Annotated in this window: 19 protein-coding genes; 5 read left to right on the top strand and 14 right to left on the bottom strand. The window is 62.9% G+C overall.

Annotated features, from left to right (window positions below; all coding sequences use genetic code 11):
* Nucleotides 1–9: 9 nt before the first annotated feature.
* Together CLV85_RS06895 and dusB are read right to left on the bottom strand one after the other, a co-directional pair.
* Nucleotides 10–1254: a deoxyguanosinetriphosphate triphosphohydrolase gene (locus CLV85_RS06895; RefSeq protein ID WP_100388814.1), complete on the bottom strand. Its 1245-nt coding sequence runs from the start codon at nt 1252–1254 to the stop codon at nt 10–12.
* On the bottom strand, nt 1244–2449 hold the full coding sequence (gene dusB, locus CLV85_RS06890; RefSeq protein ID WP_373296750.1) for a tRNA dihydrouridine synthase DusB: 1206 nt from the start codon (nt 2447–2449) through the stop codon (nt 1244–1246). Before dusB ends, CLV85_RS06895 begins: the two co-directional genes overlap by 11 nt.
* A 17-nt stretch (nt 2450–2466) precedes the next feature.
* On the opposite strand from dusB, the gene CLV85_RS06885 reads away from it, so the two are divergent.
* A complete protein-coding gene (locus CLV85_RS06885) occupies nt 2467–2946 on the top strand; it encodes an aminoacyl-tRNA deacylase (RefSeq protein WP_100388812.1) in 480 nt (159 codons plus the stop codon).
* Nucleotides 2946–3386 carry a hypothetical protein gene (locus CLV85_RS06880; protein ID WP_100388811.1) on the top strand — a complete coding sequence of 147 codons (441 nt, stop codon included), beginning with the start codon at nt 2946–2948 and terminating at the stop codon, nt 3384–3386. The genes CLV85_RS06885 and CLV85_RS06880 overlap by 1 nt, the downstream gene beginning before the upstream one ends.
* Here the strand turns inward: CLV85_RS06880 and CLV85_RS13335 are convergent.
* The 5 genes from CLV85_RS13335 to CLV85_RS06855 all read right to left on the bottom strand — a co-directional run bounded on the left by CLV85_RS13335 (nt 3383) and on the right by CLV85_RS06855 (nt 8318).
* Nucleotides 3383–3535 carry a hypothetical protein gene (locus CLV85_RS13335; RefSeq protein WP_157847484.1) on the bottom strand — a complete coding sequence of 51 codons (153 nt, stop codon included), beginning with the start codon at nt 3533–3535 and terminating at the stop codon, nt 3383–3385. The two genes, CLV85_RS06880 and CLV85_RS13335, sit on opposite strands and share 4 nt — an antisense overlap.
* Nucleotides 3536–3539: 4 nt before the next feature.
* The gene (locus CLV85_RS06875) at nt 3540–4205 is read right to left on the bottom strand and encodes a DsbA family oxidoreductase (protein ID WP_100388810.1); all 666 of its coding nucleotides are present in this window, start codon (nt 4203–4205) and stop codon (nt 3540–3542) included.
* Between the two features lie 221 nt (nt 4206–4426).
* Nucleotides 4427–5350, bottom strand: a complete 924-nt coding sequence (locus CLV85_RS06870; protein ID WP_189621816.1) for a type IV toxin-antitoxin system AbiEi family antitoxin domain-containing protein — start codon at nt 5348–5350, stop codon at nt 4427–4429.
* A gap of 480 nt (nt 5351–5830) precedes the next feature.
* Nucleotides 5831–7216 (bottom strand): glycine--tRNA ligase, encoded by a 1386-nt coding sequence (locus tag CLV85_RS06860; RefSeq protein WP_100388809.1) that lies wholly within the window; start codon nt 7214–7216, stop codon nt 5831–5833.
* A gap of 55 nt (nt 7217–7271) precedes the next feature.
* Nucleotides 7272–8318 carry an aminotransferase class V-fold PLP-dependent enzyme gene (locus CLV85_RS06855; RefSeq protein WP_100388808.1) on the bottom strand — a complete coding sequence of 349 codons (1047 nt, stop codon included), beginning with the start codon at nt 8316–8318 and terminating at the stop codon, nt 7272–7274.
* A gap of 81 nt (nt 8319–8399) precedes the next feature.
* Here CLV85_RS06855 and CLV85_RS06850 point away from each other — a divergent pair, with 81 nt between their 5' ends.
* Complete coding sequence (locus tag CLV85_RS06850) at nt 8400–9350, top strand: LysR family transcriptional regulator (RefSeq protein ID WP_100388807.1); 951 nt, start codon at nt 8400–8402, stop codon at nt 9348–9350.
* 34 nt (nt 9351–9384) lie between these two features.
* Here CLV85_RS06850 and CLV85_RS06845 read toward each other — a convergent pair whose 3' ends face one another.
* From CLV85_RS06845 to recO, 7 genes are all read right to left on the bottom strand, one after another.
* Complete coding sequence (locus tag CLV85_RS06845; RefSeq protein WP_100388806.1) at nt 9385–10599, bottom strand: cysteine desulfurase family protein; 1215 nt, start codon at nt 10597–10599, stop codon at nt 9385–9387.
* The gene (nadC, locus tag CLV85_RS06840; protein ID WP_100388805.1) at nt 10599–11456 is read right to left on the bottom strand and encodes a carboxylating nicotinate-nucleotide diphosphorylase; all 858 of its coding nucleotides are present in this window, start codon (nt 11454–11456) and stop codon (nt 10599–10601) included. The genes CLV85_RS06845 and nadC overlap by 1 nt, the downstream gene beginning before the upstream one ends.
* The gene (nadB, locus tag CLV85_RS06835) at nt 11453–13018 is read right to left on the bottom strand and encodes an L-aspartate oxidase (protein WP_100388804.1); all 1566 of its coding nucleotides are present in this window, start codon (nt 13016–13018) and stop codon (nt 11453–11455) included. The genes nadC and nadB overlap by 4 nt, the downstream gene beginning before the upstream one ends.
* A gap of 2 nt (nt 13019–13020) precedes the next feature.
* Nucleotides 13021–14310 carry a quinolinate synthase NadA gene (gene nadA / locus CLV85_RS06830; RefSeq protein ID WP_100388803.1) on the bottom strand — a complete coding sequence of 430 codons (1290 nt, stop codon included), beginning with the start codon at nt 14308–14310 and terminating at the stop codon, nt 13021–13023.
* Entirely contained in the window at nt 14297–15013 is a 717-nt protein-coding gene (locus CLV85_RS06825; RefSeq protein ID WP_100388802.1) for an NUDIX hydrolase, read from the bottom strand. The genes nadA and CLV85_RS06825 overlap by 14 nt, the downstream gene beginning before the upstream one ends.
* A gap of 81 nt (nt 15014–15094) precedes the next feature.
* Nucleotides 15095–15907 (bottom strand): isoprenyl transferase, encoded by an 813-nt coding sequence (locus CLV85_RS06820; protein ID WP_100388801.1) that lies wholly within the window; start codon nt 15905–15907, stop codon nt 15095–15097.
* Nucleotides 15904–16632, bottom strand: a complete 729-nt coding sequence (gene recO / locus CLV85_RS06815) for a DNA repair protein RecO (protein WP_100388800.1) — start codon at nt 16630–16632, stop codon at nt 15904–15906. The genes CLV85_RS06820 and recO overlap by 4 nt, the downstream gene beginning before the upstream one ends.
* Nucleotides 16633–16823: 191 nt before the next feature.
* Between recO and CLV85_RS06810 the strand changes: the two genes are divergently transcribed.
* Nucleotides 16824–17570 (top strand): SDR family oxidoreductase, encoded by a 747-nt coding sequence (locus CLV85_RS06810; RefSeq protein WP_100388799.1) that lies wholly within the window; start codon nt 16824–16826, stop codon nt 17568–17570.
* Between the two features lie 361 nt (nt 17571–17931).
* The gene (locus tag CLV85_RS06805; protein WP_100389291.1) at nt 17932–18588 is read left to right on the top strand and encodes a trimeric intracellular cation channel family protein; all 657 of its coding nucleotides are present in this window, start codon (nt 17932–17934) and stop codon (nt 18586–18588) included.
* Nucleotides 18589–18596 lie beyond the last annotated feature (8 nt).

Raw genomic sequence — 18596 nt, 5'->3', positions numbered from 1 at the left:
CCGACGACTCTAGCCAACGAGTCGTGTGTGCCAGGCAATCGCGGACTGATCCGTGAGGCTAGCTACCTGATCTACTACCGCGCGCTTGCGTTGATGATCGTTCTCAGCGGAATTCCAATCCGCAGTGAAACCAGAATCGAGGTTCACGGGAGCAGTCCAGAGCAAGACATCGGCGAGCTCGGTGAGCACGTCGCGCTGCTGCTGATAGATCGGGCGGCGAGCGTTCGTCGACATAACGAAGGCCGCCACGATGCCCTTGAGCACCGCGATCTCCGCCTGAATCTCCTTGGGCACGACCAAGCTGCCGCCGAAGCGAGCAAGAGCATCCGTCGGGTGAGCTTCGCGCGTGGCCTGAACTGCCGCACCGGCAAAACGGCCAATCAGTTGGCTAGTGAGGTTCTTGAGGCGACCGTGGGCGGCACGACTTCCATCCCACTGATCGATCCACGGATCCAGCAGGTCAAGGCGGTCGAAGGCCGCGATGAGCTCATCGTGGGTGAACTCGCCACCGATCCACTCGAACATCGACTTCACGAGATCGTCGTGATTGACGCGGGCTCCCAGCGCCGTGACGTCGATGAAGTCGCCGACAATGGCATCTTCGAAGTCGTGCACGGAATAGGCGATGTCGTCGGAGAGGTCCATGACCTGAGCTTCGATGCAGCGCTGACGATCCGGCGCTCCGGCCCGCAACCACTCAAAAGCGGCCGTGTCGTCGTCGAAGAAACCGTACTTGCTGCGACCGCTCGGGTCAGGAATGCCCTGAGCACTAGGCCACGGGTACTTCGTGCTCGCGTCCAAGCTGGCCCGCGTGAGATTGAGGCCGTAAGTTTTTCCGTCAGGCCCGAATACCTTCGGCTCGATGCGCGTCAGTAGGCGCAAGGTCTGAGCATTCCCCTCGAAGCCGCCGATGTCATCCGCCCACTCGTTGAGCGCACGTTCGCCGTTGTGACCGAAAGGCGGATGCCCGAGATCGTGAGAAAGGCAGGCCGTGTCGACGACATCCGGGTCAAGCCCCAGGCTGTCGGCGAGCTCGCGGCCGACCTGAGCGACCTCGAGCGAATGGGTGAGACGGTTGCGGGCAAAGTCAGTGCCCATCGTGGGGCTGAGAACCTGTGTTTTGGCCGCGAGGCGACGCAGCGCGCTCGAGTGCAAAACCCGTGCCCGGTCGCGCGCAAAATCACTACGGCGACTCGAATGCTGCTCGGGAAGCCAACGCTCGGCGTCCGCTTCCGTATAGCCCTTAACCGCCACTGGTACTCAATTCTGCTTGATTCAGCTCGGAACGGTGCGACTCCTGCAGTTCGCGGCTGTCGAGCCACCCCTGCGGAAGCGTCGGCTTCTTCGGGCGACCCGCACGACCGCGCTGACCCTCGGCATCGATGCCGGGATACTGCTGCGACCAGTCAAGGTTGCCCAACAATTCGTCCATGTGGGCGAGCGATTGAACAGCGGCCATACCGGCCCGCAATTCGCCCCCCACCGAGTAGCCCTTGAAGTACCAGGCAACATGCTTACGGATGTCGCGGCAGGCGCGATCTTCTTCGCCAAAGAATTCGACCAGAAGTTCGGCATGGCGCTTAAACGCCGTGGCGACTTCGCCGAGTGTGGGCTCAGCTTTGAGCGTCTCACCACGGAAGGCGGCAGCGAGATCCCCGAACAACCACGGACGACCGAGGCAACCGCGCCCGACAACGACCCCGTCGCATCCGGTCTCGTCGACCATGCGGAGAGCATCGGCGGCGCTCCAGATGTCGCCGTTGCCGAGAATGGGCGTATCGGTGATCGTGTTCTTGAGCTTCTCGATAGCCGACCAGTCAGCGTGGCCGGAGTAGAAATCAGCAGCCGTGCGAGCGTGCAGCGCAATACTGGCAACCCCAGCACCAGCGCCAACGCGCGCGGCCTCAAGGTACGTCAGGTGATCAGCGTCAATACCCTTACGCATTTTGATCGTCAATGGAACATCGCCGGCCGCCTTCACAGCGCCCTCCACGATGTCGCGGAACAGATCGATCTTCCACGGAAGCGCCGCTCCCCCACCCTTGCGAGTGACCTTGGGAACCGGGCATCCGAAATTCAAGTCAATGTGGTCGGCACGGTCTTCGGCGACCAGCATCGTGACCGCTTCGCGCACCGTCTTCGGGTCGACGCCGTAAAGCTGAATGCTGCGAGTCGTCTCCGACTCGTGGTGCGTAATGAGACGCATGCTCTCAGGCGTGCGCTCCACCAGAGCGCGGCTCGTGATCATTTCGCTGACGTACAGACCAGCGCCATACTCGCGGCACAAGCGGCGGAAAGCGGTGTTGGTGATGCCTGCCATGGGCGCCAAAACGACAGGAACATCGAGGTCGAGGTTCCCAATAGAGAGCTGTGGCGCGACACGCGGGTCGGCAGGGGCAAGAATAGTCACGTAGCAATTGTCCCACGGCGAGCCTGAACCTTGCCGCATATCCCGGGAGGCCCCGAATGACGGCAGGAACTGACCGCGTTCGCGACGATGCCGAACGCCGCGGCATCCCCATCGAAATCATCGAACGTGCGCCCGCGACCTCACTCGAACACGCTGCCGAACTGCTGGGGATTACTCCCGCCGAAATCGTGAAATCGCTCGTCGTCAAGCGCAGTGATGGCAGCTTCCTCTTCGCACTCGTTCCCGGCGATCGTCAGATTTCGTGGCCCAAACTTCGGGCACTCGTCGGCGTCAATAAGCTCCGGATGCCCGAAGCCGAGGTTGCCCTCGACGCCACCGGCTATGCCCGCGGCACCATCACCCCGCTCGGCAGCACCACCGCCTGGCCCGTCTACGCCGACGAACGCATGGTCGGAAAGCGCGTGTCCATGGGTGCCGGCGACCACGGTCATACCGCGTGGGTGCTGGCGGATGACCTCATCAGCGGCCTCGACGCGATCGTTGCCGACATCACGACCGAAGCAGGAAACAACTAATGGCCCTTGACGAGCATCCGAATGTCTTCCGTTTCGAAGCACGTCTGTGGGTGAGCCCCGCGCCGCGCGACGAAGCGCTTGAACAACTGCGGGCCCAACGCGCCTGGGACAAAGAAAATGCCAAGCTGCAGCGCTGGTGGGTATCGTTCTCGATCGGAGCCGCCGTGGGCGTAGCAGGAGTGCTCGCCGTCGGCTCTGCCGCCAACCTCGACCCGACGCTGTACCTCTTGCTATTGCCGGTCGGTTTTGGTGGCGGAGCGATCATCGGCGCACTGATCAACAAGCGCTTCAACGCACCGGATGCTCAGCACGCGTCACTGCCCGCACGCCCGACCACTGCGCCACTCACTCTCATACCGTCACGGGTCGCAAAAGCCGCGCCAGAACAGGCCAGCGCCGCCGAACTCATCGAATGGTCGAAGCGGGGTTTTGTCGGCTAGACCAGACCTTCATCGATCTGGCGGTTGACGAGCGCCTGCGAGTGACGGTCGTCAACGACAACACACGCATCGCCTTCACAGGCCACCGCGTTCGGGTCGCCGAGCTGCTGAAGTGCGAAGGTCGGGATTGGCTTCGTTGCGGCATCCATTGCGTTACGCGTCTCTTTCGGTAAGTACTTGTGTGAGTACGTTAGCGAAGGTTTCACTTTCTTGCGCGCCCGAAACTCCATACTTGCCCTCGATCACGAAGAATGGCACGCCCTGGATGCCGTACTGCATGGCAACTTCCATGTCGGCCTTCACTGCGGGAAGGTACTCGTTCGACTCAAGAACACGAACGACTTCATCGCGATCGAAGCCGATGGACGCCGCAATATCGGCGAGGTCTTCTACGCGGCCGACGTGCTCAGTCTTGACGAAGTATGCCTCCAACAGGCGTTCCTTCATCTCAAGTTGACGCCCCTGAGCCTTCGCAAAATGCAGAAGCTCGTGCGCCTTGATCGTGTTCGTCTGGTGAATGTGGTCGTAGTCATAGTCAAGACCGAGGCTCGTGGCGATGTCGGTGACGCGGGTCAGCATCTCCTTCACCTGCGGCATCGGCAAGCCCTTGCGCTCGCTCAAGAACTGAGTGGGAGTTCCCTCGTACTCCACCGGAGTATCGGGAGCCAGCTCGAAGGAGTGGTACTCGATGTCAACGGCGATACCGGAGCTTTCGACGGCCGCTTCGAGGCGACGCTTTCCGATGTAGCACCAGGGGCACTGAACATCGGACCAAATGTCGATTTTGACAGGGGCAATCGGGTTTGCTGAATCATTCACCTCAGCGTTAACGCGCGGGCGCCTCGAGTATTCCCTCGCGTGAGCTTGCGGCTGCTCTCCGGCTCGCGTGCGGCCGTCTTTTGGGCGGTGGCTAGCCTTTTGGCGGTGGCCGAGGTTTTGCCAGCAGCCGGCTTTCGGCGGCGGCCGGCTCGTTGTGCTGGCCGATTTTGGGCTCGTGGTGCCTCCACCTTCGAAATTCAGGAAATCCGCAAGCTCAGCCCTCAGAACTCGCGTTTTCGCTGGCGTCGTATTTCTGAAAACGTCGGATCTCCTGAATTTCCGAAGCCAGACTGCGAATGGAAGGCCATCGCGCTATCCAAGCCCTGCAGAAACAGCTCCCACTGCGTGAAAACCATCCTTGCGCTGATACTCATGGCATGAAATCCCGCAATTGTTATTTCGATCGCCTTGAGATGGTCCTCTTCGAAAGTATGCGCGTGAAACTGGCGCCCATCTATCTCAAGGCCGACGATTCCGTTCACCACAAGATCAATCCGCTTGAGGCCTACAGGAATCTGGATCTCAACTCGATGGCCGTGCAGCCTCAAACGGGTACGCGCAAGACTCTCGGGCAAGCTCTCGCAACGCGCATCGATCCACGAGCGGATCTTTCGCTTGCCAAGCGGTAAGGCGAGAATCAGCCGCTCGAAATCGAACCCGTCAATGCGGCCAGTGTGCAGCGCCCAGTCGACGGCAGCAACTGCCGTTTCTAGGCTTTCATCGAGAATTGTGCGCTTGAGCGCATCGAATACGCTGACGTGCCAATTCGTTCCCTGATCATTGACTTCGGCCGGATCCCAATGTACTCGGACCCCGCTGTGATTGCTGAGGGGGCGACGCCGATTCCGGGGGCTCCGCAATCGTGCTGCGTTCTGAACCACGGACACGTGCAACGGTTGGTCGCCGAGAACCCAGCCGCCCCAGTCGGCGATTGCCGAGACCCCGGTTAGACGACCGCCTACGCGCACCGCTCGCAACCGCGGTTCTGATTCAGCCGCCGTGGAGTACCACCCTTGGCGAGCTCTAACAACCTCACCTCGCCGGACAGCACGAGTGAGATCGCAATCGCGGACTCCCCGCGCGACCAATTGCTGTTTTTGCGCAAGCCCACCCAGCTCATCGACCAATTCGCGCACATCCATCATGACGACAGCATCGTCCCGGATTCCCCGGCAGAGTCTGCGAAGGCGGCTTCAGTTGACTAACCGACCGCTGAAGCAATGTGAACGAGCAGTTCGCTGTGGAAATTCAGGAAATCCGCAGGAGCTTTTCAATGGAATGCCGGGATTCCGCGGCACAGGCTTTGACACGATCGCGCACCAAGGCAGATTTCCTGAATTTCCGAAGGGGTTTGGGGTGGAACGCGAGCGAGTCGTGCGATGAGGCAACGAGGTTCAGCGGGAAGCCGCGAGACCTCGGCTGGGTGCGGCGGAGGTGGCGGGCGCGGCGCCGGAGGCGGACGCGGCGGCGGCGGCGGCGGCAGTGGAGGTGGAGGCGGCCGGGGCCGGGGCGGGGCGGGGCGGGCCGCAGCCGCAGAGAGAAAAGCGGCCCCGGACACTTGTCCGGGGCCGCTTTAGTGCAGTGCGGGCTCTTGACGAAGGACGCCGAGAACCTCACCGCGGGATTTAGCAGCCGATGAGCTCCTGCGCGAGGTAGCCGCGCAGCTCTTCAATCGGCATGCGCTTCTGTTCCATCGTGTCGCGCTCACGGATTGTAACTGCGTTGTCGTCGAGCGAGTCGAAGTCGATCGTGACGCAGAACGGGGTTCCGATCTCGTCTTGACGACGGTAGCGGCGGCCAATAGCACCGGCGTCGTCGAAGTCAACGTTCCAGAACTTGCGCAGGTCAGCAGCAACGCCACGCGCCATCGGAGAGAGGCGTTCGTTGCGCGACAGCGGCAGAACGGCGACCTTGACCGGCGAGAGACGACGGTCAAGGCGCAGAACGGTGCGCTTGTCGACTCCACCCTTAGCGTTAGGCGCTTCGTCTTCAGCGTAAGCATCGATGAGGAAGGCCATGAGTGCGCGGGTGAGTCCAAATGCGGGCTCGATCACGTACGGCGTCCAACGCTCGTCCTTGGCTTGGTCGAAGTACGACAGGTCGGCACCGGATGCTTCGGAGTGCGTGCGCAGGTCGAAGTCGGTGCGGTTAGCGATACCCATGAGCTCGCCCCACTCGCTACCGGCGAAGCGGAAACGGTACTCAACATCCACGGTTCGCTTGGAGTAGTGCGACAGCTTCTCTTGAGCGTGCTCGTAGAAGCGCAGGTTCTCGGGGTTGATACCGAGGTCGGTGTACCACTTCATGGATTCGTCGATCCAGGTCTGGTGCCACTCTTCGTCGGTGCCGGGCTCGACGAAGAATTCCATCTCCATCTGCTCGAATTCACGAGTACGGAAAATGAAGTTTCCGGGCGTGATCTCGTTACGGAATGACTTTCCGACCTGGCCGATTCCGAAGGGCGGCTTCATGCGAGCAGCGCCCATGACGTTGGCGAAGTTGGTGAAGATGCCCTGAGCGGTTTCGGGGCGCAGGTAGTGCATGCCCTCTTCGTTGTCGACGGGGCCGAGGTACGTCTTGAGGAGCCCCGAGAAGTTTTGCGGTTCGGTCCACGATCCGGGCTGACCGGTGTCAGGGTCGCGGATGTCGGCAAGCCCGTTCACGGGAGGGTGACCATGCTTCTCTTCGTAGGCTTCAAGAAGGTGGTCGGCGCGGTAGCGCTTGTGGGTGTGCAGCGATTCGACGAGCGGGTCAGAGAAGACCTCGACGTGCCCGGATGCTTCCCACACCTTGCGAGGCAGGATGACGGCCGAGTCGAGCCCGACTACGTCTTCGCGACCTTGAACGAAGGTCTGCCACCACTGCTTTTTGATGTTCTCTTTGAGGGCGGTTCCCAGCGGGCCGTAGTCCCAAGCTGAGCGTGAACCGCCGTAGATCTCTCCCGATTGGAAGACAAAACCTCGGCGCTTGGCGAGGTTGATAACGGCGTCGAGGGGGTTAGGCGTAGCCACAGAAACTCCAATAGTCAGCCGAGCTGGATGCACGGTCGGCGGACGACCAGTTTAGCTAGACACGCAGCGCAGCGATAACCGCCGCGACGTCCTCTTCGGTATTCCAGAGGTGGAATGCGGCGCGAAGGCGTCCGGCGCGACCGGAGGCCGTGATTCCTGCCGCCGTCAGCTTGGCGAGGTCAGCACCAGTTTCATCCGGCCACGTGACGATGGCTTGATTCTGACGTTCGATTCCGAGCTCATCGCAGAGCAGGTTGGCGAGCCCCGTGCAGTGTTCCCAGACCTCCGAGATATCCAGGTCGGCAAACATGGCGATCGGATGCTCGGCTCCCACCCAGGCCTGCCACGCTGGTGACACGTCGAACTGGCGAGCGTCTTTCGCGAGGTTCATCTCGGTGCCGTAGACACTGCCCCAGACATCATCTCCGGCATACCAGCCCGCTTGCACGGGCGTGATGTGCTCGGCGAAATCCTCGGAGATTGTGAGAAACGCGACGCCGCGGGGCGAACACAGCCACTTGTAGGCGTGGCACACGGTCGCGTCGAATTGGCTGGCGTCCACGGGGTGAACGCCGGCGGCCTGGGTCACGTCGCAGAGCGTACGAGCTCCGTGGCGGTCAGCAGCGGCAAGGATCGCCGGCACATCGGCGACCTTGCCGTTGCACGATTGGATGAGCGAGAAAGCGACGAGCGCGGTGGTGTCGGTGATGGCATCCGCGAGTTCGGCCAGCGGCACCGAGCGCACCTGAAGGTCGCGGTGCTGCAGGAACGGGAACACGATTGACGTGAAGTCGGATTCGACGACGAGCACTTCGGAACCGGCCGGCAGCGAGCACGCGATCAATGAGGCCATAACCGAGGTTTGCGAACCGATGGCGACGCGGCTGGTATCTACGCCGACAAGACGGGCGTAGTGGCCGCGCGTGCGCTCGACGATGTCGCCGTAGTTCATGGGGTTGCAGGTGGCGGTAGCCCACTGCCCGAGCTTTTCCTTCATCTCGGTGACGGCGGCGCAGGTCGGGAGTCCCATGGTGGCAGCGGAAAGGTACCCGCGTGTGTTCGCGAAGCTGTCGATGGCGCTGGCCAGAGCTGGGGAGGTCATGCCCTCATGTTCCCGCGCCGCGATACATGCGACAAGAGCATGATTGGGATACCAAAGATCACGTTTAGTTATGCTTACTCCATGGACACCACGCCAGACCTTCTCTCGCTGCGCATCGTTCGTGCGATTTCTGAACACGGCACGATCAGCGAAGCTGCCCGCGTTCTCGGCTACAGCCAACCTGCCCTGAGCCAGCACCTCACTCGCGCCCAGTCGCGACTGGGGCTCGCGCTCGTCGTGCGTTCCGGCCGTGGGGTGCGCCTCACCGAAGCTGGTCGCGCCCTCGCGAGCCATGCCGTGACCGTGCTCAATGCAGTGGATGCGGCGAGCGCCGAACTCGCAGAACTGGCCGGCCTCTCGAGCGGCACTGTCCGCATCGCGGCTTTCCCGACGGCGTCGTCGACGCTCGTGCCGCGGTTGATTCGTCAGTTGCGGCAGCAGCATCCGAATTTGACGGTGAATTATGTCGAGGCTGAACCTCCACAGGCGCTGCAATTGTTGCGGGACGGTTCTGCGGATCTGGCGATTACGTTCTCCTACCCGGAGGACCGTGCCGACCCGCACTTGTCGCGTGATGGCAGCCACACGACCGTCCCGCTGTTCACGGAGCCTGTAGTGCTCGTGCTGCCGGATACTCATCCCCTAGCGAAGGCCGACAGCGTGAGCTTGGCCGATCTTGCCAACGACGCGTGGATTGCGGGCTGCGCCCTCTGTCGCGGTCACTTGCTGGCCCTGTGCAATATCGAGGGTTTCGCGCCAGAGATCGGGTTGGAGACGGATAACGCTCTCGCGGTTCTGAGCTTTGTCTCCCGAGGGCTGGGGGTGGCGCTTCTCCCCCAACTGGCGCTGTCGTCGCTGACGCTGCCGGAGGGCGTGAGCATCCATGCCCCGCAGCCCTCGAGTGAGCGCACCATTCAGTACGTGATTCAGCCGGGGGCGACGCGCATCCCGAGCGTGGCGACGACTATTGCTACGTTGACCGCGCTGGGCGGAGACGTCTGGGGTCTGAAGGACTACCCGGCGCAGGGGTAACTACGAAACTGGAGCATGCGGTACTACCGAGGCGCTACTGAGAGAGTGAGCGCACCGCGCGGTAGGCCGTCTCGATCTCGGCGGCGACCGTGGCGAGCTGTTCCGCCGTCGTATCCCCACTGAGGCTAAACCGCACCGCCGTTTGGGCGATCGCTTCATCAATACCGATCGCGGTCAGCACGTGCGAGACATCATCGCTGCCGACGGCACACGCCGAACCTGCTGAACAGATGACGCCAGCGCGACCGAGTTCGAGCAGAAGCGATTCTCCGCTGGTGCCGGGGAAGCAGAATGAGGCGTTGTTCGGGAGACGGGTGGGTGTGGGTGTGCGTGCGGAAGCGTCCCCGTCGGCGCGAGCGTGAGAGTCAGCGCCAGCCTGAGCGCCCGCCAACGCTGGCCCCGTAAAGATCGCAGCGGGAACCCGGGCCAGCACGTCAGCGACGAAGTCATCCCGTAGCTGCGCGATCCTGACCGCACGCTCAGCCCGGTCTGTCTCGGCGAGCGCGAGGGCGTGCGCGAACCCCACGGCACCGGCAACGTTCTCGGTGCCGGAGCGCTTTCCGCGCTCTTGACCTCCCCCGTGCAACACGGGCTCGAGACTGCGACGCCCCTTGACCATCAGCACACCGATACCTTTGGGCGCTCCGAGCTTGTGTCCGGACAGGCTGAGGGCATCGATTCCCAGCCCGGCAACGTCGAGGGAAAGCCAGCCGGCGGCTTGCACGGCATCCGTGTGCAGGGGCACCCCGTGCGCTCGGCAGAGTTCGGCTAGTGCAGCGATGGGCTGCACGGCACCGATCTCGTTGTTGGCATACATGACCGTGCAAAGCGTGGTGTCGGGGCGCAGGGCATCCCGAGCCTGGTCAAGGTTGATGAGACCTTGAGCGTCCACCGGCAGCACCGTGACCTCGAAATCGTGGATGCGCGCGAGATAGTCAACGGACTCCAGCACGGCCTCATGCTCGATCGCACTCGTGACGATGTGGCGTCCGCGTGGCTCGGCCAGCGCGAGGCCCTTGATCGCGAGGTTGTCTGACTCCGTGCCGCCCGACGTGAAGACGACATCGGATGCCCGGCACCCCAGCGAGGCGGCAACACTCGTGCGGGCGGCATCCAGGGCCCGCTTTGCGGACTCCCCCAGCTCGTGATGGCTGGACGGGTTACCGAAGTCTCCCGTCAGCAGCGGCCACATCGCTTCAAGCACCTCACGGCGCACGGGTGTGGTTGCGGCGGAGTCGAGAAAGATCATTAGTGTGCTGCGCTCACCGCAATGTCGAGCCCGAGGTCGAGCGAACGAACGCTGTGCGTGAGGGCCCCTACCGAGATGACGTCAACGCCGGTTGCGGCAATCGCCGCAATGGTGTCGAGGTTCACGCCCCCGCTGGCCTCGACGATGGCGCGGCCAGCCACGAGCTCGACGCCGGCACGAAGGTCATCGAGCGAGAAGTTGTCGAGCATGATGGTGTCGATGCCAGCAGAAACGACAGTCTCGACCTGGTCGAGCCGATCTACCTCGACCTCAAGGTGAGTGGTGTGACCGATCCGGGCACGAGCGAGACGAATGGCCTCGCCGAGTTCGATACCGGCCGCAGCGAGAACCGCCAAGTGGTTGTCTTTGGCCATCACGGCATCCGAGAGACTGAAGCGGTGGTTGTGGCCACCCCCTGAACGCACAGCGTGACGTTCGAGAGCGCGCAGCCCCGGCGTTGTCTTGCGTGTATCGACCACCCGCGCGTGCGTGCCCGCCACTTGCGCGACGTAGGCCGCCGTCTGGGTGGCGATTCCCGACATCCGCTGGCTGAGGTTGAGAGCGATGCGCTCCGCCCGCAAAACGGCGCGGGCGTTACCGGAGACCGAAGCGAGTTGCTGGCCGGCGGTGAACGAGTCGCCATCACTGGCCTGCAGCGTGACCTCAGCGTGAGCATCCACCAGCTGGAAGGTTCGAGCGAAGACATCAAGGCCACTGGCGACCCCCGCCTCCCGCGCGTTGAGCACGGCGGTGGCGGTGGCGTCTGCGGGCACGAAAGCGTCGCTCGTGATGTCCCCCCAGGGCGCGTCTTCGGCGAGGGCCATCAGGATGACGTTGTCAACGAGCTGCTGATTCATCGCTTGATCGTTTCTGCTTGGTCTTCTGCCGGGATGAAGTCGCCCGCTACGTTGACGGCCGCCCAGCGCGTGGAGAACGCAAGCTCCGGGCGTGTCTCGGGGAAATCGGTACGTTCGTGGGCCCCGCGTGATTCCTTGCGGCGGAGCGCAGCGACAACAACGAGACGTGCAAGGTCGAGCAGGTTCGCGTTCTCTGCGCCCTCGACGGTGTTCGGCTCGGAGTGCCAGCTAGCCAAGATCGCGGATGCTTCCTCGAGACGAGTCGCGTCACGCTCGAGTCCGACGTGGCTCCACATGAGTTCGCGCAACTGATCACGCGTAAACGGCTCTTTGCCCGTGATTTCGAACTGGGGCTCAAGCGCGTCAACCTCGATCGCCCGCTGAGGCAGGTTGAGAGCATCCGCGGCTCGCCAGGCGAAGACGAGCGATTCGAGAAGGGAGTTGGAAGCGAGGCGGTTGGCGCCGTGCACGCCGGTGCAGGATGCCTCCCCCACCGCATAGAGACCACGCACGCTCGTGCGGCCGTCGATGTCGGTGCGGATGCCGCCCATCCAGTAGTGCGCTGCGGGGGTCACCGGGATCGGCTGCGTTCCCCAATCGAAGCCGTGTTCCTCGCACACTTCGGAGATTCCCGGGAAGCGCTTGGCGAGAAACTCAGAACCCAGTGCCGTCGCGTCGAGCATGATGGGGCGTCCGCCCTGCTTTTCCATGGCGCGAGCAATGCCGCGAGCGACGACATCGCGCGGGGCGAGTTCGCCATCGGGGTGCACGTCGAACATGAAGCGCTTGCCATTCTCGTCGAGCAGGGTTGCGCCCTCGCCGCGAACCGCCTCGGAGACGAGCGGGTTGCCGGGCACCGCGAGCGATGTCGGGTGGAACTGGAAGAATTCGACATCGGCGAGAGCTGCACCAGCGCGGTAGGCGGCAGCAACACCGTCACCCGTCGTGACGAACGGGTTCGTCGTGTGCTTGTAAAGCTGGCCAGCTCCACCACTCGCGAGAACGACAATGTCGCCGTCAATGACGCGCGAGTTGCCGTCTGGGGCAATGACGTCGATACCGGTGACGCGCGGCGTGCCGTCGGCATCCGCCTCCGTCACCAGATCGCGCATGAACGTGTACGCGTAGGTCTCGACGGCCAACGCTCGAACCGCCCGCAACAGGGCGACCTCGATCGCAAGCCCGGTGGCGTCTCCGCCCGCGTGGATGACGCGCCGCGAGGAGTGCGCCGCTTCGTGTCCCCGAGCGAGCTCACCATTGGCAATGCGGTCGAACTCCACCCCGAGAGAGATGAGTTCTTGCACGCGCAAGGGGCCCTCGCTGCACAACACTTCAACGGCATCCCGCTCGCACAGTCCCGCGCCCGCGATCATCGTGTCGGAGACGTGACTGGCCACGGTGTCGTCGGGGAACAGAACAGCAGCGATGCCGCCCTGGGCGTACTTGGTGTTGCTCTCCGCGAGCTCCGACTTGGTCACGAGAACCACTTCGTGGTGAGCACTTGCGCGGTAGGCGGTGATGAGACCGGCAATACCTGTGCCGACAACAATGACCCGTGCCATGGTTACGCCTCTTTCGTCGTTACCGGCGGCTTCGCGGCGAGCATCCGCTCCAAGGCCACGCGAGCCGGTACTGCCACATCGTCAGCAACAGTGATCTGGTTGAGTACTTCACCGCGAACGAGGCCTTCGAGCACCCACGCGAGGTAGCCGGGGTGAATGCGGTACATCGTTGAGCACGGGCACACGACCGGGTCGAGGCAGAAAATCGTGTGCTGCGGGTACTCGGCAGCGAGGCGGTTGACCATGTTGATCTCGGTACCGATCGCGAACGTTGTCGGTTCGGTCGCCGCAGCAACAGCCTTCTGGATGTAGTCGGTCGACCCCGCCTCGTCAGCGGCATCCACTACCGGCATCGGGCACTCGGGGTGCACGATCACGCGAACACCGGGGTGCTCGGCCCGAGCCTGCTCGATTTGGCCGACGTTGAAGCGCTTGTGCACGCTGCAGAAGCCGTGCCAGAGCACAACCTTCGCTTCGTTGAGGGTCTCAGCGTCGTTGCCACCAAGAGGCTTGTTCGGGTTCCACATCGGCATGAGATCGGTCGGAATACCCATCTTCTTTGCCGTGTTGCGGCCGAGGTGCTGGTCGGGGAAGAACAGCACACGCTGACCGCGCTCGTACGCCCACTCCAGAACGGTCGTTGCGTTCGAGCTCGTGCAGACGATGCCGCCGTTACGACCGCAAAAGCCCTTGAGCGCAGCAGAGGAGTTCATGTACGTCACGGGGATGATCGGCACGCGGCCATCGGCATCCGGCTCGGTTCCGTAGATTTCGGTGAGCTGTTCCCAGCACTCTTCGACCGAATCGATGTCGGCCATGTCAGCCATCGAGCAGCCAGCCGCGAGGTTCGGCAGAATCACCGCTTGGTTCTCGCGAGCCAGGATGTCGGCCGTCTCGGCCATGAAGTGAACGCCACAGAACACGATCGCTTCGGCATTCGGCACGGTTTGCGCCGCATTGGCGAGCTGGAAGGAATCGCCGAGGAAGTCAGCGTGCTGCACGACCTCGTCGCGCTGGTAGAAGTGCCCGAGCACTACCGCACGGTCACCCAGCGTGGCCTTGGCGGCGATGATGCGGGCGTGGAGGTCTTCGTTGGAGGCCTGCTGGTACTCCAGCGGCAACTGACCCTGACGAGGTGCTCCGGTGGGAATCACATCGCCCATGGATGCACCGGGGCCGTAGCTCGGAACACCGAGGTCAAAGGTCCAGGGGCCATCGGCCAACTCAGGAGCGCAGGTTTCCCCGTCGCCCGTCTTGGTGATGCGCTGAATAGTCGAATCAATGGATGACACGAGTGCTCCCTGTCTTTAGGTGGCCGAGCGGGCCGTTGTCGACGAGCTCAACGCCCTCGTCATAGCGGTACAGCCTCGGAGGCCGGTGACGCCCTCCCGAGACAACGTGGTCAGTGGGAACCAGTGAACCTGAATTCTCGATCTGACGACGGAAATTGGCGGGATCGAGTTGCTTTTGCAACACGGCCTCATGAACGATGCGCAACTCGCTGAGAGTGAACGTTTCACCCAAGAAGGCGCGAGCAATGCGCGAGTACTCCATCTTGGTGCGCAGCCGCCACAGGGCGTAGTCGATGATCACGTTGTGATCGAAAGCAAGTTCCGGCAGGTCATCTGCAGGGAACCAGCGCACGTTCTCGCCCTCGGTCGCCCGATCGGCCTCTTCTTGACGCACGAGCGCCCAATAAACCACCGACACGGCACGCCCACCGATCGACCGCTCCACGTCACCAAAGGCGTAGAGCTGCTCAAGGTAGGCAGGTTCGAGCGCAGTGGTCTCAAGCAAGTTGCGAGCTGCGGCATCCGCAAGACTTTCGTCGTTGCCGACCCAACCACCGGGCAGCGCCCACTGGCCGGCATACGGCTCGCGGGTGCGTCGCACGAGAGGAATCCACAGCGCGCTCTGACCCGACTCGGGAATGGGACGCAGGGCAAAAATCACGGTTGATACCGCAAGCGAGATTGCTTGTTCACTCTGTTCCATCGCCACTCCCTTCAGTAAGAGTCATGCTGACCTGAACACAGAATACACCTTAAAGTCACTCTGACCAAAAGGGCGGCGAGGCTAGGCGGGAGATGGCGCGGGGGCATCCACCGCGCCGCCGAAACGGCGCGAGCGGCTCGCATAAATACGAATCGCCTCCCACAGGTCTTCCCGGGTGAAATCTGGCCACAGAGTGTCGAGAAAGACCATCTCGGCATAGGCACTCTGCCAGGGCATGAAGTTACTCATCCGCTGCTCCCCCGACGACCGCACAAACAGGTCGACATCGGGCAATTGCGGTTGATAGAGACGCTTCTGGATGAGCTTCTCCGAGACAGCGGAGGGCTTCAGCTTGCCCGCCGCAACATCATCGGCAATGGAGCGCACGGCATCCGCGATCTCGTTACGGCCGCCATAGTTCACGCACATTGTGAGGGTCAGCGTGCTGTTGTTCTCGGTAAGCTTTTCGGCGAACTGCAGTTCTTTGATCACCGAGGTCCACAGGCGCGGGCGTCGCCCAGCCCAGCGCACGCGCACGCCCCACTCGTTGAGTTGATCGCGGCGACGGTGCAGAACATCGCGGTTGAAGCCCATGAGAAAGCGAACCTCTTCGGGCGAACGGCTCCAGTTTTCGGTCGAGAATGCATACACGCTGATGTGCTTCACACCGATTTGGATGGCGCCAGCCACGACATCCAGCAGGCTCGCCTCCCCCGCTTTGTGGCCCTCTACACGCGTGAGACCGCGCGCGTTCGCCCAGCGCCCATTACCGTCCATCACGAGCGCAATGTGCTCAGGAACAGACCCCTTGGGCATCGCGGGAGGATAGATGCCAGTCCAGTCCAGCGGACGAAATTCCTCGGCATCTTTGTGAGTTTTTGCTACGCGGCTCATGCGCTCCGATCCACATGCTGAATGGAGCGAAGACTGCGCTCCAAATGAAACTGGGTGTACGCGGCGACAACGCCGCTGGCTTGCGATCGTGACCGCTCGTCAGCTGCCTCGGCGACATCCCACTGACCGGCGAGCAAAGCACCAAGAAGTTCGAGAGTCGCGGGGCTCAGTCGGGGCGAACCGGGTGGCGCAACCTCGTCGGCCACCACACCACCCATCTGCGCCACGAAAACCGAGTGCGGCCCAGGAGCACCGGTCACCGCGCAATCCACAAAGCTGGGAGCCCAACCGGCAATCGACAAGCTGCGCAACAGGTAGGAGTCGAGGGTCAGGCTCGGGTTGTGCTCGCGCCGCGACAGAGACCGCAACGCACCCACCAGCAGAAGGTATTGCTGCAACGAGCCATCGTCATCCGTGACTTTGTCAGCCGTTTCGACCATCACGCTCGCGGCGGTGTAGCTCGCGTAATCGGCCGTGATGTTCGAGCCGTACGAACCAAGCGACTCCGCTTGCTGGATGATGTCGAGACTGCGACCGACATAACACTGGATGTCAGCGACCATGAAGGGTTCCAGTCGCGACCCAAACTTCGAGGCCGTGCGACGCACCCCTTTGGCCACCGCGCGGATCTTGCCATGCTCACGCGAGAGCATCGTCACGATACGGTCGGCTTCACCCAACTTGTGGGTGCGCAGCACGACGGCTTCATCACGATAGGTAGGCACCCGACAAGTATCCTCCGCTTGTCGCGAGTTTGCTGAGCGACGACCCGCACGCGCCTTCTTTCGCTGAGCGCGCTGCGCTGCCGCGTCACGCCCCGCAGCCTCGCTCGCAGTAGATTGTGCAGAGTACATGTGCACAACGGGAATCCCGGGCGCCCGATGCCCGCGGCCCGTCGGCGCAGGGAGGCAATCTGATGATTCTCGTTACCGGCGCAACCGGCACCCTCGGCAGCCCGACCGCAGAGCTACTGCGTGCTGCGGGTTATCCCGTGCGCTCACTCAGCCGGCGCGCCAGCGACGACCCGAACAGCGTGGTCGCCGATCTCTCCACTGGTGCCGGACTCTCGGATGCCCTCGTGGGAGTCTCCACGGTCGTGCATCTCGCCTCGGGTGCGAATGCCCGGGATTCGCAACAGACGCGCATTCTCCTCGAAGCCCTCGCCGCGCACCCCGTCGAGCACCTCATCTTCATGTCGATCGTCGGTGTCGATAAACACGCCTTCGCGTACTACCGCGACAAAAACCTCAGCGAACAGCTGATCGCTGCTTCGGGAGTGCCGCACTCGATTCTGCGCGCCACTCAGTTTCACAGCTTCCTCGCCGACCTGTTTCGGGCACAGCGCTGGTCGCCGGTGACTGTCGTACCCTCGTTCACAATGCAGCCTGTCGCCGTTGAGGAAGTCGCTGAGCGACTGGTTGAGATCGTGGCTGCGAGCTCAGCTCAGCGTGTTGCTGACTTTGCCGGCCCCGAACAACTGCCATTTCGCGAGCTCGCCCAGCAGTGGAATCTCGCCCATGGCCGCCGGCGCCCGGTGTGGTCGCTGCCCTTGCCCGGTGCGGTCGGGCGGGCCTTCGCCCGCGGCGACCACCTCAGCACGCTTCCCGGTGCTGGTCACAATACATTCGCTCAGTACGCGGAGCACGCCGCGGCCTCACGCTGACCTTTCGCGCCAAACTTTCGGCGCGAGAGCCTCAGCGACAACACCTCACGACTAGACCTCCAGCTTGAACGTTTCCGTTCTTGTGCACGCCGAATGTACAGGCTGCCTGCCGCGTTGGAACTCAGGAGATTCGCGCGACCCCAGTGCCTCAAGCCGCAGCAGCACAGACTTCGCGAACGAGATCACGGCGCTTTTCCTGAATTTCCGAAGGGTAGGCGCGCAGGCGGCAGTGCGGGGCAGCACAGCAGGCACCGGAGCAGGCAGCGCGGGCACCAACACGGGCGGCAGCGCAGGCGGCACGATTGCGGGCTTGCCCGGAGCACAACCGCGCCGCCCGCCCCGCGCGTGGTACGAATGGTGCGTGAACGAGACTTTCGAGATTCCGCTGTGGGCGGGGCTGTTAGCGGTCGGCGTCGGCGCCATGCAGGGGGCGATGTTCGCGGCCCAGTTTCGTGATCGCCGCCTTGACCTTCTCGGAGTCGCCATTATCGGCCTAGCGTCGGGCTTTGGTGGCGGAATCGTGCGCGATGTCGTGCTCTCTGAGGTGCCTGCAGTTCTCACCACCAACTGGTATCTCATCGTGGCCACGGGGGCAGCGCTCTTCGGGATGCTGCTGGAACGGCTCATCGCCCGGATGGGCCCGGTCATCACGGTTCTCGACGCGCTGACTATTGGGCTCTTCGGCGCAATCGGCACGACTAAAGCACTCGCGATGGGGCTTCCCGAGGTGCCAGCGATCTTCGTCGGCGCCATTTCGGGCGTCGGCGGCTCGATCCTGCGCGACATGCTGCTCTCCATGCCGATCGCGCTCATGCACGTGGGGTCGCTCTATGCCGTCGCCGCTGTGTCCGGCGCCACAAGTCTCGTCATCATGCGCAGCTTCGATGTGCCCGTTCTTCTGGCCGCATCAATTTGTGTCGCCATCACGGTGGGCGTTCGAGTGCTCGCCGTCCTCTTTAACTGGACCTTGCCAGAGCAGCGAACCATTAGTCGCCTGCCCAAATTTCGCCGGCCCTAACTCGCGCC

This window comes from Salinibacterium amurskyense (genome assembly GCF_002797685.1).
GTDB lineage: Bacteria > Actinomycetota > Actinomycetes > Actinomycetales > Microbacteriaceae > Rhodoglobus > Rhodoglobus amurskyensis.
This window is presented reverse-complemented; position numbering and strand designations above follow the sequence as displayed.